The sequence below is a fragment of the Halobellus captivus genome, from assembly GCF_003697845.1.
Lineage (GTDB): Archaea > Halobacteriota > Halobacteria > Halobacteriales > Haloferacaceae > Halorubrum > Halorubrum glutamatedens.
In genome coordinates, this window is sequence record NZ_RDQE01000001.1 from 193,681 (window position 1) to 208,431 (window position 14,751).

The window sequence follows — 14,751 nt, forward strand, 5'->3', positions numbered from 1 at the left end:
TTTAATACCTCAGCGCACCTATAGGTATACCGTCGACCGACGTGGATCCCTCGAACCGTCAGTTCTGGAGGCGACTACGTGGTTCGGTTGCGACGAAGGAGTTGAGACACATGACGACATTCGAGTACGAGATCGAGATCGCAGCGCCCGTCGAACGCGTGTTCGCGTTCGACAGTACCCCCGAGAACTGGCCACGAACGATGGCCAGCCTGCGCGACTTCGAGGTCGTGGAGGAAACCGACGACGGTGCCAAAACGCGTGCCACGTACAAGCTACTCGGCGTTTCGATGGAGATCGACATGGAAATGACGATCGTCGAACCGAACGGGGAACTCCTCGTGACGATCGAGAGCGACGAAATGCGGGGGGAAACCCGGAACCGCTACGTGGCGGTCGGCGACGGAACCCGGATCGTCCATCGGGCGACCTACGAGATGGGCGAATCCCTCCTCGACCGGCTGTTGGGCCCCGTCGCGAGGCGTTACAACGACCGGCAGCTTCGAAACCACCTGGAGAACACGAAGGACCTCATCGAGGCCGAAATCGAGGCGGAGTCCGCGGCCCCGGCCTGACGCGGCTTCGATCCGTGTTTCCGTTCGCCGCGACCCCGGCGACGTCCCCGACCGCTCCAATCTTTATAAGTAGCGGGCAGGCACACGCTCCCGTATGAGCACCATCGGCTTCATCGGCGGCAGCGGGATCTACGAGGCGCTTCCACTGAACGACGTGCGCGAGGTCGAGTACGACACCCCGTACGGCGAGCCGAGCGACGCAGTCACGATCGGCGAGTTCGCCGACACGGGCCGGGAGGTCGCGTTCCTCCCCAGACACGGCTCGAACCACGGCGCGTCCCCCACCGACCTCCCGTACCGCGCGAACATGTACGCACTCAAGAAGGCGGGCGTCACCCACGTCTTCGCGTCGAACGCCGTCGGGAGCCTCAAGGAGGAGCTGAAGCCGGGCACGCTCGTCGTCCCCGACCAGATCTACGACCGGACGAAGAACCGTGACCTCTCGTTTTACGGCGAGGGCGTGGTCGTCCACCAACCCTTCGCGGACCCCTACAGTCCGGAGCTCGTCGACCACCTCGCCGACGCGGCCGAGTCGGCCGTGGGCGGTGACGGCGACGACGACACGAACGTCGTGAAGGGCGGCACCTACGTCTGTATCGAGGGGCCGCAGTACTCCACGCGCGCGGAGTCGGAGTTCTACAAGTCACAGGGATGGGACCTCGTCGGCATGACGGCGATCCCCGAGGCGAAACTGGCCCGCGAGGCGGAGATCGCGTACGCGACGATCGCGGGCGTCACCGACTACGACGTCTGGAAGGCGGACAGCGAGGTGACCCTCGAGGAGGTCCTCGAGAACGCCGAGCGGAACCAGAAAGCGATCGAGACCGCCGTCGAGGAGGCGGTCCGCACGCTCCCGGCGGACCACGAGTGCGACGCACACGCCGCGCTCGAGGGAACCGTCAACACGCCGACCGAGGCGATCCCGGCGGACACCCGCGAGCGGGTCGAACCGCTGCTCGGCGAGTATCTGTAGACGGACCGCGGTGCGTTTCTCGTCTCGCTCTCCCCTCAGTCCGCGACCGCCTCGGACTCCCCCATCGTCGCGGCGGGATCGCGGATCCACAGGTCGCCGAACAGGTCGTCCTGGCGGAGCCGCACCGATCCGCGGTGGGCCATGAACAGCAGCGCGAGGAACGTCATGAACGGGCGGCCGCCCGCCGACTCCACCTCGGCGAAGAGCACCTCCGAACGTCCGTTCTCGAACTGCGGGCGCAACGCGGCCTCGACTTCGGTTATCACCTCCTCGATGTCCTCGTCGTGGGTGCGGTCCGTCGCCTCGCCCGCGGTCGGCTCCCCGTCGCGGCGGAACTCGTCGCCGGCGTGGTAGTCCAGCGTCTGCGTCCCGCGGCCGTAGCCGCTCGGCGACTCCGAGGTGTCGTACTCGCGGGACCGTTTCCACCACGAGTCGCGTTCCGCCTCGCGGAGCTCGCGGACGAGTTCGTCGAGGGTCTCCGGCGAGCCTCGGGTGTTCTTGCGGTCGAGCCGCCGGTCCATCTCCGCCTCCAACCGATCGATCGGGTCGAACTCGGGGTCCGCGGGGTCGTCGGCGCCGCCCTCCATCGCCAGCTCCCACGGCTCCGGCCCCGGCTCGTCGTCCTCGTCGTCGTCCGCCAACATTCCGTCGCTCTTCATCCGGAGGAGGACGCTCGCGTAGAACAGCGCGCGACCCGTCGTCCGGAGGTCGGTCTCGTCGAGCTTCTCGAGGAAGGCGTCGGTCACCTGTACGATGTCGATGTCCCACGGCTCGATCTCGCCCTCCTCCGCGAGCTGGACGAGGAGCTCGACGGGCTCGACCTCGTCGTCGGCGGCGTCGGAAGGGGGATCGCCGGCATCGGCGTCCGTTGCGGCGGAATCGATGTCGGCGGCGGCGGAGCCGCTGGCGGCGGGATCGGTCGTATCGGCGTCACCGCCGAACGCCGGGGTCGCGCCGTCGCGCTCGCTCGTCAGGTCCAGATCGGGCACGCCGCCGCCTCCCCCCGCGTCCGCGGAGCCGTCGTCAGTCATCCGCGGTCACCTCCGCGTCCTCGTCGCCGTCGTCGCCGCCGAACCGCATCCCGGTCACGGCCGAGAGGTTGTCGCCCTGCATCGTGACGCCGATGGCGCGGTCCGACCGCTCCAACAGCGCCGAGCGGTGGCCGACCACGACGAACTGCGCCTCCGCGGCCAGCTCCTCTATCATCTCGCCGACGCGCTCGGCGTTGACCGCGTCGAGGAAGGCGTCGATCTCGTCGAGCGCGTAGAAGGGCGCGGGGTTGTGCCGCTGGACCGCGAAGATGAACGAGAGGGCGGTCAGCGACTTCTCGCCGCCGCTCATCGCCTCGAGCCGCTGTACCGGCTTATCCGCGGGCTGTGCCTTCATCGTCAGCCCCTCCTCGAAGGGGTCCTCGGGGTTCTCCAAGAGGAGCTCGCCGCTCCCCGCCGACAGCCGCGAGAAGATGTCTCGGAAGTGGTCGTTTATCGACTCGAACGTCTCCATGAACGTCGCCTTCTTCTCGGCCTCGTACCCCTCGATCCGCTCCGTGATCGCGTCGCGCTCCTCGGCGAGCACGTCCCGACGCTCCTCGAGCGTCTCGAGTTCGGCTTCCACCTCCTCGTACTCGTCTATCGCGAGCATGTTCACCGGCTCCAACGCCTCCATCTCGGCCTCCAGCTCCTCGATCCGCGACTCGACCTCGTCGATGTCTGGGACCTCCTCGGGGTCGTACTCGCCGACCTGCGACTCCAGTTCGTCTATCTCCCACTCCAGGCGGTCCCGGCGGTCGGACAGGTCCTCGAGGTCGGACTCCGCGTCGGCGACGAGCGACCGCTGTTCGTCGCGTTTCCGGGTCGCCTCCCGGATCTCCTCGCGGAGCGCCTCGCGGTCCTCCTTCAGGTCCGCGATCTCCGCTTCGAGGTCCGCGATCGACTCGCGTTTCTCCTCGAGCGTCTCCTCCCTCTCCGCGATGGCCTCCTCGTGGTCGGCGATCGCCTCCTCGGCCTCGCTCTTTCTGTTCTGTGCCTCCTCGACGGTGTCGTGGAGGTCGTCGACTGCGTCCTCGGCGTACCCCTTCTCGAGTTCCAGTTCGTTCTGCCGGGCGTCGAGGTCGTCCATGCGGTCCTCCAACTCGTCGATCTCCTCGCGTATCTCGTCCGCTCGCTCCGAGAGCTCCGGGATCCTCGAATCGGCGAGCTCGGCCTCGATCTCCTCGACATCGGCCTCCAACCGCTCGATATCCGCATTCAGCGCGTCGAGCGTCTCGTCGATCCCGCTCATCTCCTCGTCGACCGACTCGCGCTCCTCGCGGAGCTCGTCGAGTTCGTCCTCCAGGCCCTCGATCCGAGCCTCCGTCTCGTCGAGTTCCTCCTCGGCGCGATCGATGTCACCCTCGAGCGACCGGACGCGGTCGGCGGCGTCCGCCTTCCGTTCGCGGGCGTCCTCGATGTCGGCGTCCAACCCGTCGATCTCGGACTCGAGCTCCCGTCGTTCGTCCTCCAGACCGCCGATCTCCGTGGCGAGCCGTTCGAGCTTGCCGCCGCCGGACTTCGTGAACGCGTATCGAGAGCCGCCGCCGGAGCCGCCGGTCATCGCGCCCGACTTCTCGACGAGGTCACCCTCGAGGGTGACCATCCGGTAATCGCCCATCAGCTCGCGGGCGGTGGACATGTCCTCGACGACGAGCGTCGACCCGAGCACGTACGAGAAGACCGGCTCGTAGCGCGAGTCGTACTCGACGAGGTTCCGCGCGAAGTCGACGACGCCCGGCATGGAGGGCTTCCGCGGGAGTCCGCGGTCGTCCATCTTCGTGATCGGAAGGAAGGTTGCCCGGCCGGCGTTCCGTCGTTTCAGGTAGTCGATACACGTCGACCCGACGCCGTCGTCGTCGACGACGACGTTCGCCAGCCGGCCGCCGGCGGCCGTCTCACACGCCTCGGCGTACTCCGCCTCGACGGAGCCGAGCTCGCCGACCGCGCCGTGAACGCCGTCGATGCCGCCGCTCTTCACCTCGGTCACCGCCCGGGGCCAGGAGGTGTCGCCGCGCTCGCTCGCGGCCGCCTCCAGCTTCGCGTACTCGTTCTGTTTCTCGCGGAGGTCGTCCTCGATCGCCTCCAACTCCTCCTTCCGCTCCGCCTTCTCGGCGAACAGGTCGGCGACGACGTCCTCGATCTTCGACTCGTTCCGCTCGGCCTTGTCGAGCTCGCCGTGGAGTTCGGAGATCCGCGCGTTCAGCTCGGGGACCTCCTCGCGGGCCGCCTCGAGGTCAGCACGGGCCTCCTCGACCGCGTTCGAGCGCCGGCGAGCCTCGTCGAGCAGCCGGTCCTTCTCGCGCTGGTGGCGGTGTTTCTCCTCGCGGAGGGACTCGAGCCGTTCCTTCCGCTCCGCGAGTTCCGTCTTCAGCTCGTCGAACTCGGTGTCCGCGCCCTCGATCTCGGCTTCCACGTCCGCCAGTTCGGAGCGCTTCGTCGCGACCTCCGACTTGAGCGACGCCTTCCGGACCTTCGTCTCGCGGATCTCCGACTCGAGGTCGTCTATCGTCTCCTGTTTGCGGTCGATCTGGACGAACGCGTTCCGGCGCTCGGTCTCGGCGTCCTCGGCGCGCTCCGTCGCCGTCTCGATCCTCCCCTCCAGCCGGGAGATCTCGCCTTTGATCTCCTCGATCTCGGAGCGGATCGCGATCTGTTCGTCCTCGCCTTTGGTCTCGATCTCGTGGTTGAGGTCGGCGAGGTCCTCCTCGAGGCGGGTGAGCGTCCCCTGTCTGGTGTCGAGTTCGACGCGGAGCTCCTCGAGTTCCGTCTCGGCGTCGTCGATCTCGCGTTCGACCTCGGCGAACGAGTCGCGTTTGTCCTCCAGCTCCGAGGCCTTCCGGTAGCCGCGGTACTGCTCGACCTCCTCGCGGAGCGACCGGTACTCGAGGGCGGCCTCGCGCTCGTCGGAGAGCTGATCGAGCCGGTCACGTTTCTCCTCGATCCGGAGGTCCGCCTCGCCGATCCGGTCTTTCACCGTATCGAGCTCCTCGAAGGCGGCCTCCTTCTTCTCGTCGAACTCCGCGACGCCCGCGATCTCGTCGACGATCCCCCGACGCTGGTAGGGGGTCATGTTGATGATCTCGGTCACGTCGCCCTGCATGACGACGTTGTAGCCCTCGGGCGTGACGCCCGCGGCCGCGAGCAGGTCACGGACGTCCGAGAGGTTCACGGAGCGGCCGTTGAGGTAGTAGTACGAGTAGTAGTTGTCCTCGGTCTCCTTCACCCGCCGTTTGATCGTGATCTCGGAGACGTCGCCGACGTTCTCGGAGCCGGCCGCCGAGACGACCTGCGAGCGGTCGAGCGTCCCGTCCTCGTTGGACAACACGACCGTGACGGACGCCTCCTTCGGGCCGCCGGACGCCTCCCCGTCGTCGTGGCCGGGATTGTAGATGAGGTCCGTGAGCTTCTTGGCTCTGATCCCGCGAGTTCGGGCGAGTCCGAGCGCGAACAGGACCCCGTCGATGATGTTCGACTTTCCGGAGCCGTTCGGTCCGGTGACGACCGTGAAGTCCTCGTAGAAGGGGATCCTCGTCGTCCGTCCGAAGCTCTTGAACCCGTCCAGGACTACTTCAGTGATGTGCATGCGGGGTGGTGCGAGGGCCGATTACGCGACGATGATGTCGCTGTCGTCGGACTCTTCGCTCTCGGCCTCGCTTCCGTCCGCGTCGCCGGCAGCGGCCTCCGCGTCGGCCGCCGTCGTCTCGGGGTCGACCTCTCCGTCGGCCGCGGCGAGCGAGTCCGTCGTCGCGCTCTCGGTCCCGTCGGCTTCCGGACCCTCCGCGTTCGACGGTCCGCCGGTTCGCTCGACGACCTCGACGTGGTCGTCGGAGTGCGTTCGCCGTTCGCCCTCGGGCGTGTCGGACGCGTCGGACGACGGCTCCTCGGGAGCGGGGGCGTCCGCGGCGGTCTCCGCCTCCGCGTCGATCGCCACCTCCTGGGCATCCTCGACCTGTCGGACGCGCTCTTTCATCTCGACGAGCTCCTCGGTGAGCCCGTTGACCGCCGCCTGTAGCTCCGCGACCTGCCGTTCGAGGTCCTCGACGCGGTTGCTCATGTAGACACGTATGCCCGCGCGAGGCGTATAAACCTGTGTCAGACACACGTGTGACCACACCTCATGGTTGTCGGAAGGGGAGATCGAGCCCACCTCGAGACGGACCGTCGGGTCTCGAGGCGGATGGTTCGGGTGGAGTGGTTCCAGTCGGGTCGGATCGCTTGGGAGCCCACGGACGTTTCGACGAAACCACGAGGATCGCTGGACGACGCGCGTCCGTCACCCGTCGGACGCGGAGGAAGATACTTGTACTCGCCATGGTTATCGGTAGCCGATGAGCAAGATCACCTTCCGAGCCGACGACGACCTCGTCGAGCGGCTGGAAGCGTGTGAGGCCTCCAAAAGCGAGGTGATGCGCGAGGCGCTCCGCGCACACCTCGACGGTACGGCCGGCGGGTCGGAGACCGACGGCTCCGAGGGCGGCGTGGACGCCGCCCTCTCGGACCGGATCGACGAGCTGATCGCCGACCGGCTCGACGCCGCGTTGGACGAGCGGCTCGGGAGTGCGGGGCGTCGCCCGGAAGACGCGTATACGCCGTCTACGCCGGGCGAGATCAACGTAAACGTCACTCTCGACGCTCCTGGGGCCGACGACGGCGACGCCCGTGTGACACGGGAGACGGAACCCGAGATCGAGCCCGAGACGCGTAAGACACGCGCCGATCCCGGGATGCAAACGGGCGAAAACGCCTGTGGCGGATGTGGCGAAAACGTCCCGGAAGACCACGTATACTGCCCGAACTGTGGTGAGAAACAGTCCCACCGTGCCTTCTGTGAGTGCGGCGACGAGGTCCGAACCGACTGGGCGTTCTGTCCCGGCTGTGGACGACGAACTCCCGCTGCGGACGTGCTCAAGGACAGATAGCTGGCGAAAACGCTCGTTTCAGGCGAGTATACGCGGTTTCTCGAGAACGTCTTACGCTCGCCGTTAATTTTATAAGGGTAGCCTCGGTGACTACAACCGCGTAAGACGACCGTCTTACAGACGGCGTCCGACGAGGGGATGTCCCCGCAGTCGGGCGGTTTCGGCCTGTAAGACGCACGACGTGTGTCGTGGACGTCGTCTTACCGGGGGAATACAACAATGGAGCGTGTGACACTACGGATCCCGAAACAGCAGATAGATGAGGTCGAACAGATGGTCGAGACGGGTGAGTTCCCGAACCGGAGCGAGGCGATCCGCTCGGCCGTCCGCGACATGTTGAGCGAACAGGACGGCGAGCGCGACGAGCGCGGCCGCAACCGCAGCTGGGCCAAGGTGTAGATCGATGCAGGATCTCGTTCAGGACGCCCTCGACAACGCGGAAGCGGAGAAGCGCGAGATGGACGCCAGCATGGACGACGACGAGTTCGGGGACCCCCGTATCGTCATCGTCGGTGCCGGCGGCGCCGGAAACAACACCGTCAACCGTCTGTACAACATCGGCGTCGACGGCGCCGACACCGTCGCGATCAACACGGACAAACAGCACCTCAAGATGATCGAGGCCGACACCAAGATCCTCGTGGGCAAGTCGCTCACACAGGGGCTGGGTGCCGGCGGTGACCCCAAGATGGGCGAGCGCGCGACCGAGATGGCCCAGGGGACGATCAAGGAGGTGCTCGGCGACGCCGACCTCGTCTTCGTCACCGCCGGCATGGGCGGCGGGACCGGCACCGGCGCCGCGCCGGTCGTCTCGAAGATCGCCAAAGACCAGGGGGCGATCGTCGTCGGGATGGTCTCGACCCCGTTCAACGTCGAGCGCGCCCGCACGGTGAAAGCCGAGGAAGGGTTGGAGTCGCTCCGTAACGAGGCCGACTCGATCATCGTCCTCGACAACAACCGGCTGCTCGACTACGTCCCGAACCTGCCGATCGGCAAGGCGTTCTCCGTGATGGACCAGATCATCGCGGAGACCGTCAAAGGGATCTCCGAGACGATCACCCAGCCGAGCCTGATCAACCTGGACTACGCCGACATGTCCACCATCATGAACCAGGGCGGCGTCGCGGTGATGCTCGTCGGCGAGACCCAGGACAAGAACAAGACCCAGGAGGTGGTCAACGACGCGATGAACCATCCGCTCCTCGACGTCGACTACCGCGGTGCCTCCGGCGGGCTCGTCCACATCACGGGCGGCCCGGACCTCACGCTGAAGGAGGCCGAGGGGATCGCGAACAACATCACCGAGCGGCTGGAGGCGAGCGCCAACGTGATCTGGGGCGCCCGCATCCAGGACGAGTACAAGGGGAAGGTCCGCGTCATGGCGATCATGACTGGCGTCCAGAGCGCGCAGGTGCTCGGCCCGTCGACCCAGAAGCAGGCGGACAAGTCCCGCGCCGCGGTCGACGCCGACGACCTCGGCGACTCCCGATCGCGGGCGGCAGAGACGAGCAACGCGGTTCAGGGATCCGGCGGCTCCGATCGCGCCGCCTGGGAGTCGGACGGCGGCACCGAGCCCGTCGAGAAGAACAACGGGCTCGACGTCATCCGCTGAGGCGGTACGCGTCGGAACCGTTCGCTACACGCCGCGTTTTTCGCGTCGGGTCGATCCCGGAGTCACGACGCCGCCTCGATCGCATCGAGCAGTCGGCACTTCCGGCAGACCTCGCGGCTGGTCTTCGACCCGCAGCGCGTGCACTCGCGAAGCGATCGGGAGCCGTCGTCGCGGCTGCCGTCGCCGCCGCCGTCGTCGTCCCGGTCGCCGTCGCCGTCGGAGTCGGACCGATCGGATCCGTCCCCGTCCTCCCGATACCGCTCCGCGGTGAGCGCCGACAGCTCCTCGTAGCCGGCCATGATCGAGTGGCGCGTACCGGGGTGGTTCTCCTCGAGGTCGTGGATGAGCGACTGGATCTCGCCGCGGTACGCCTCGGCGGCGTGGGGACACTCGGCCATGTGAACCGGGAGGTCGCGGACGTGACAGTAGAGGGAGATCTCCTTCTCGGGCACGTCGCGAAGCGGCTTGGCGCGCGGGACGAACTCGTCGGTCTCGCCGCGCTCGTCGAACGGTCCGAGCGAGGCGTCGAAGTGTTTCGCGACCTGCCGGACGTCGCCCTCGAGGAAGTTCATCAGGGCGGTTTGGGCCTCGTCGTCGAGGTTGTGACCGGTGAGCAGCTTGTCGGCGTCGAACTCCCCGGCGTACCGCTCGAGAACGTCCCGGCGGAACACCCCGCAGTACGCACAGGGGGCCATGTCCTCCGGGTCCGTCTCCACCACGTCATCCATGCGGACGCCGAACTCGTCGTCGTAGGAGACGACCTCGTGTCGGATCGAACGGTCCGCGGTGAGATCGAGGCAGGCGTCGAGGCTCTCGTCGCGGTAGCCCTCGATCCCCTCGTGGATCGTGAGCGCAAGCATCTCGACGCGCGGGTCGCGTCCGAACACGTCGTCGAGGACGTGGGTGAGCACCACGCTGTCCTTCCCGCCCGAGAGCCCGATCACCCAGCGGTCGGGGTCGTCGGGAGTCGCATCCGGGTCGAGCAACCCGTCCTCCCGAACGCGGCGTTTCACACGCTTCTCGACCGAGCGACAGAGGTGCTCGCCACAGAGGTGGGCCCCCGAGTAGGCGGCGTGGTGGATCGCGTCGGCCCCGCACTTGTCACACTCCATCGGTGTCCGGTTGCGGACGAGCGGGGATACCGGTTTCGGGGCGCGGCGATGCGGGTTTCGGGGCGCGGCGATGCGGAACGACGCGGCCCTCCCGTCGAGACGGGGTCGTTCGGCAACGCCACGTGCGTTGTCTCGCGTTTCGGTACCGGTTTGCCCCCGGGGACGACTGGAGTGGACGTGACGGACTCCCCGACCGGGATCGACCGCGACCCGGACTCGAACCCGATCGACCCGGACCCGCCGGCGGAGAGCCTCCGGACGCGGCTGTGGCGACACGCGTTCAACCTGCTTCCCGCCTATCGCGGGACCGGGGGGCGGATCGATCACATCGGCGCGGAGTGGCGATACGTCCGCGTGCGGGTCCCGTTCAACTGGCGGACGAGAAACGGCCTCGGCGTGGCCTTCGGCGGGAGCCTCTACGGCGCGCTCGACCCGGTGTACATGACCATGCTCCGGCGGGTCCTCGGCGACGGCTTCACGGTCTGGGACAAGTCGGCCGCGATCGAGTTCATCGAACCCGGTCGTGAGACGCTGTACGCGGAGTTCGAGCTCGAGGCCGCGGAGACCGCGACGATCCGCGAGGAGCTCGCGCCGGGCGAGTCGACCGACCGCGAGTACGACGTCTCGCTCGTCGACGAGTCGGGCACCGCCCACGCGACCTGTCGGAAGACGCTGTACGTGCGGCGCGACGGGTGAGCGCGGACGGCGGGCGGCTCGGACTCGGACCGGCGTCGACGGGGCGGGGACGAGAGACGGATCCGAACCCCGGACCCGTTCAGGCCGTCGCGCCCGCGACGAGGCTCTCGCGGACGGTCTCGAGGAACCGGTTCGGGTGTTCGACGTGTGGAAGCAGGGCGGCCCGATCGAAGACGACCAGCCGCGCCCCCGACGCGTCCGCGAGCTCCCGACCGTCCGAGAGCGGGCTCACGTCGGCCTCGCGTCCCCACACGATGGTCGGCGGCACCTCGAGGTCGGCGAGCGCGGCCGCCAGGTCGAGGTCGCCGTTGAGGTAGCCCGAGACGAACGACGCCGGCGCGAAGCGCGCGTTCTCGACGTGACTGGTCCGCCACTCGTAGTCGACCCACTCCTCCGTGGGGTTTTCGGGGTCGTAGTAGCCGTGGTCGGCGTTGAAGTACCGGATCGAGGGTTTCGAGGCGATCAGGTTGAACAGCGCCGAGCCGACGAGCGGCGACCGCAGCAGTTCCCGGAGCCAGGGTTTCGGCGGACTCGGCCCGGCGACGGTCGTGGGGCAGACCGCGACGAAGCCGCTTATCTCGACGTCGTCGCCGGCCGCTCCGTCGCCGGCGACCGCCCCGGCGGCGTACGCCGCCGACAGCGACGAGGCGACCACCGCGGGCTCGTCGAACTCGGCGAGGAAGTCGTGAACGAAGTCCTCGTACAGCGCGGCGGAGTACCGCAGCGGCGGGCGATCGGAGCGGCCGTACCCCGGGAGGTCGGGCGCGATGACGTGGTAGTCGGCGGTGAGGTCGCCGAAGACCTCGCGCCACTCGCCGGCGGAGCCCGCGGCGTTGATCCCGTGGAGGAGCACGAGGTCGCGGTCCCCCGGATCACCGCCCTCGGTGTACGCCACGTCCATCCCGCGCCAGCGGAAGGTCCAGTCGTCGCCGACGAGCGGCGACTCGAGATCGCCCTCGTAGCGGAGCCCGGCGTTCGTCGCCGCGATCGTGCCGATCCCGAGGAGGGCCGTTCCGGCGAGGTTCCTGAGTTTCATGCCATCCCGTTGGTTCGCTGGCGACTTATATCACGTGTCTCCCGGCTCGAGGTCCTCGAGACACGCCGCGATCGGGTCGACGATCTCGGCCGCGAGGCCGTACGGGTCCGCCTCCTTGTGCTCGACCCGAGCCGCGAGCGCCTCGATCCCGCCGCGACGCTCGATCGCCTCGCTCGCGAGCGCGCCGACGTCCGCCCGCACCAGCGTCCGGATCTCCTCGGCGTATCGACGCCGCCGCGTCTCGCTCAGTTCGCCGGACTCGCGGAGGAACTCCCCGTGCGCGTCGAACGCCCCGATCAGCTCGTCGATACCGTCGCCCGTCTCGGCGACGGTCGCCAGCACTGCCGGGGTCCACGCGTCGACGGCGTCATCGACGGACGCGTCCCTCTCGTCGTCCTCCTCGCCCTCGCTTCCGTCGTCGTTCGGGTCGTTCGGCACCCCGACTCCGTGGTGGCCCGCGTCGAGCCCGGCGGTCGGGCCCTCGCGGCGATGGACCATCTCCTCCAACTCGGCGAGGGTCCGCTCGGCCCCGTCCATGTCGGCTTTGTTGACCACGAACACGTCGCCGATCTCGAGGATGCCCGCCTTCAGCGTCTGGACGTCGTCGCCGGACTCGGGCTGGACGAGCACCGCGACCGTGTCGGCGGTGCGGACGACGTCGACCTCGCTCTGGCCGGCACCGACGGTCTCGATCATCACCACGTCCTTCCCGAACGCGTCGAGCGCCGTCACCGCGTCCGCGGTCGCCGTCGAGAGTCCGCCGAGCTGTCCGCGCGCGCTCATCGAGCGGAAGAACACGTCCATGTCGCCGACGTTCGAGGCCATCCGGATCCGGTCGCCGAGCACCGCGCCGCCGGTGTACGGCGAGGAGGGATCGACGGCGACGACGCCGACCGTGTCGCCGCGCTCGCGGTAGGCCGCCGCGAGCTTGTCGACGAGCGTTGACTTTCCGGCGCCGGGCGCGCCCGTCACGCCGATCACGGCCGCGTCGCCGGCGTGGTCGTACAGCGTCGAGACGATCCCGCGGTACCCCGGCGTGCGCTCCTCTATCTTGGTGATGACCCGCGCGAGCGCACGGTGGCTCCCCGCGAGCAACTCCTCGAGGAGTTCGGCGTCGCGGTCGCGGAGTTCGACCGCTCGGTCGTGGGAAGCGGCCCGCCCCCGAGTCGAGTTCGCCCCCCAGTTCGCGTCCCGCCCGTTCATTTACTCGCGCTCCGGGACGTTGTTCCGGACGAACTCGATCGTCTCCTTCATCGGCGTTCCCGGGCCGAACACCTCCGCGACGCCGAGTTCCTTCAGCTCCTTCACGTCGTCGTCGGGAACGATCCCGCCGACGAGGATCAGGGTGTCCTCGAACGCGCCGTACTCCTCCAGCCCCTCGATCACCTTCGGAACGAGGGTGTTGTGCGCCCCCGAGAGGATCGAGATGCCGAGGACGTCGACGTCCTCCTGGACCGCCGCCTGAACGATGTCCTCGGGCGCGCGGTGGAGGCCGGAGTAGACCACCTCGAAACCGGCGTCGCGGAACGCCCGCGCGATCACGTGTGCGCCCCGGTCGTGGCCGTCGAGCCCGACCTTCGCGACCAGACACCGGACGGTCCGTTCTGTCCCTTCGACGCTCATACCCGGACCTGGCACGCGTGACCGTTTGACTCTAACGGCGGTGCCGGAGCGACCGCGTTCCGACCGGTCCGGCTCGACAACCCGACCGAATCGTCAACTCATTTCCCCGGGGAGCGTGTAGTGCGGCCATGGGACACGAGTGTGACGACTGCGGCGAGACGTTCGAGACGCTCTCGCGCCTCCGTCTCCACGACTGTGGCAACGACCACTCCGACGGATCTCTCGACGCGTCCGAAGTGTCCGGCGTCTCCGACACGGCCGGCGTGAATGACTCGACGTCCCCGTCTTCCGGCGGCGGATCCGGTCGATCCGTCGCCGAACTCGACGACTCGCTCGACCGGGTCGCCGACGGCGACGTCGACGCGATCCATCACGCGATCGCGGCCTTCGAGTCGACGCTCTCGGCCGCGCTCGACGAGGGCGGGAGCGGAGACGCGTATCGCGAGGTGTTCTGGTCGTACTACGAGCCCGTCGCCGACGCGCTCGACGCGGCGACACGGTCGGAGGGACGGGACGTCCTCGACGACGTGATGGACGCGTACGACCCGGCCGCGGACGACGAGCTCCCGCTCGTGACGCCCGCGCTCGCCAACGTGGTCGGCCGGTACGTGATCCGCACGCGACTGGCCGACGGCGTCGAGGCCGTACCGATCACCTCGCTCGAGTATCTCGATGCCGTCGCGGTCGACGCCGCGGACGGCGACGACATCGCGCTCGAGGAGACCCACGCGTACGGGTGGGGGATCGGGCATCCGGACCACTCGATCGTCGACCGTCTCCGCGCCCGGGCGACGTCGGGCGATCTCTCGGTCAGTCCGACGCTCGAACACGCCTTCTACGCCGACCAGTACGCCGCGGTCGACGCCCTCGAACGGCTGGTGGGAGACGAGTCGATCGACGGAACGTTCCCCCGAGTCAATCGCGACGATATGCCGTATCGACGGTACCTGCTCGACTGCGTGTACGATCTGAAAACCGACGGATCACTCCCGCGGACGCCGAGATACTACGACTGGGCCGACGAGTTCGACTACTCGTTCGAACTGGACGAGGGGGTCGAACGGCGCGTTCGCGACCTGGTCGAGGAGACGGGGTTCGACGCGGAACTTCCGGACGACTGGACGCTCCGTGACCTCGGGATCTAAGGGTCCGACGCGACGACCTCCGGCCGGTCCCA

Annotated in this window: 14 protein-coding genes; 7 read left to right on the top strand and 7 right to left on the bottom strand. The window is 68.2% G+C overall.

From position 1 onward, the window contains the following. The first annotated feature begins 110 nt into the window (after positions 1-110). Together EAO78_RS01055 and mtnP are read left to right on the top strand one after the other, a co-directional pair. Positions 111-572, top strand: coding sequence for an SRPBCC family protein (locus EAO78_RS01055; RefSeq protein ID WP_122104007.1), 462 nt, complete (start codon positions 111-113; stop codon positions 570-572). A gap of 94 nt (positions 573-666) precedes the next feature. Then, positions 667-1,545: an S-methyl-5'-thioadenosine phosphorylase gene (gene mtnP / locus EAO78_RS01060; RefSeq protein WP_122104008.1), complete on the top strand. Its 879-nt coding sequence runs from the start codon at positions 667-669 to the stop codon at positions 1,543-1,545. A 35-nt stretch (positions 1,546-1,580) separates the two neighbouring features. Here the strand turns inward: mtnP and EAO78_RS01065 are convergent, their stop codons facing one another. Genes EAO78_RS01065 through EAO78_RS01075 form a run of 3 tightly spaced genes read right to left on the bottom strand, consistent with a single transcriptional unit; the run spans position 1,581 to position 6,630 of the window. Continuing rightward, positions 1,581-2,576: a segregation and condensation protein A gene (locus tag EAO78_RS01065; RefSeq protein ID WP_122104009.1), complete on the bottom strand. Its 996-nt coding sequence runs from the start codon at positions 2,574-2,576 to the stop codon at positions 1,581-1,583. Then, positions 2,569-6,159 carry a chromosome segregation protein SMC gene (smc, locus tag EAO78_RS01070; RefSeq protein ID WP_122104010.1) on the bottom strand — a complete coding sequence of 1,197 codons (3,591 nt, stop codon included), beginning with the start codon at positions 6,157-6,159 and terminating at the stop codon, positions 2,569-2,571. Before smc ends, EAO78_RS01065 begins: the two co-directional genes overlap by 8 nt. Positions 6,160-6,180: 21 nt before the next feature. Next, positions 6,181-6,630, bottom strand: coding sequence for a DUF7518 family protein (locus EAO78_RS01075; RefSeq protein ID WP_122104011.1), 450 nt, complete (start codon positions 6,628-6,630; stop codon positions 6,181-6,183). A gap of 274 nt (positions 6,631-6,904) precedes the next feature. On the opposite strand from EAO78_RS01075, the gene EAO78_RS01080 reads away from it, so the two are divergent. The 3 genes from EAO78_RS01080 (at position 6,905) to ftsZ (ending at position 9,107) form a co-directional block, all read left to right on the top strand. Continuing rightward, entirely contained in the window at positions 6,905-7,495 is a 591-nt protein-coding gene (locus EAO78_RS01080) for a double zinc ribbon domain-containing protein (RefSeq protein ID WP_122104012.1), read from the top strand. Positions 7,496-7,714: 219 nt separating this feature from the next. Further along, positions 7,715-7,894, top strand: a complete 180-nt coding sequence (locus EAO78_RS01085; protein WP_122104013.1) for a ribbon-helix-helix domain-containing protein — start codon at positions 7,715-7,717, stop codon at positions 7,892-7,894. Positions 7,895-7,898: 4 nt separating this feature from the next. After that, on the top strand, positions 7,899-9,107 hold the full coding sequence (gene ftsZ, locus EAO78_RS01090; protein ID WP_122104014.1) for a cell division protein FtsZ: 1,209 nt from the start codon (positions 7,899-7,901) through the stop codon (positions 9,105-9,107). A gap of 62 nt (positions 9,108-9,169) precedes the next feature. On the opposite strand, the gene ncsA is transcribed toward ftsZ, so the two are convergent. Continuing rightward, a complete protein-coding gene (gene ncsA, locus EAO78_RS01095; RefSeq protein WP_122104015.1) occupies positions 9,170-10,219 on the bottom strand; it encodes a tRNA 2-thiolation protein NcsA in 1,050 nt (349 codons plus the stop codon). A 177-nt stretch (positions 10,220-10,396) separates the two neighbouring features. On the opposite strand from ncsA, the gene EAO78_RS01100 reads away from it, so the two are divergent. Then, entirely contained in the window at positions 10,397-10,915 is a 519-nt protein-coding gene (locus tag EAO78_RS01100; protein WP_122104200.1) for a DUF4442 domain-containing protein, read from the top strand. A gap of 79 nt (positions 10,916-10,994) precedes the next feature. Here EAO78_RS01100 and EAO78_RS01105 read toward each other — a convergent pair whose 3' ends face one another. The 3 genes from EAO78_RS01105 to EAO78_RS01115 are packed head-to-tail and all read right to left on the bottom strand — an operon-like array spanning position 10,995 to position 13,574. Continuing rightward, complete coding sequence (locus EAO78_RS01105) at positions 10,995-11,951, bottom strand: alpha/beta fold hydrolase (RefSeq protein ID WP_122104016.1); 957 nt, start codon at positions 11,949-11,951, stop codon at positions 10,995-10,997. Positions 11,952-11,981: 30 nt separating this feature from the next. Continuing rightward, positions 11,982-13,154 (bottom strand): methylmalonyl Co-A mutase-associated GTPase MeaB, encoded by a 1,173-nt coding sequence (gene meaB, locus EAO78_RS01110; RefSeq protein ID WP_122104017.1) that lies wholly within the window; start codon positions 13,152-13,154, stop codon positions 11,982-11,984. Next, positions 13,155-13,574 (bottom strand): cobalamin B12-binding domain-containing protein, encoded by a 420-nt coding sequence (locus EAO78_RS01115; protein WP_122104018.1) that lies wholly within the window; start codon positions 13,572-13,574, stop codon positions 13,155-13,157. It abuts the gene before it with no gap. 128 nt (positions 13,575-13,702) lie between these two features. On the opposite strand from EAO78_RS01115, the gene EAO78_RS01120 reads away from it, so the two are divergent. Next, complete coding sequence (locus EAO78_RS01120; RefSeq protein WP_122104019.1) at positions 13,703-14,719, top strand: hypothetical protein; 1,017 nt, start codon at positions 13,703-13,705, stop codon at positions 14,717-14,719. Positions 14,720-14,751 lie beyond the last annotated feature (32 nt).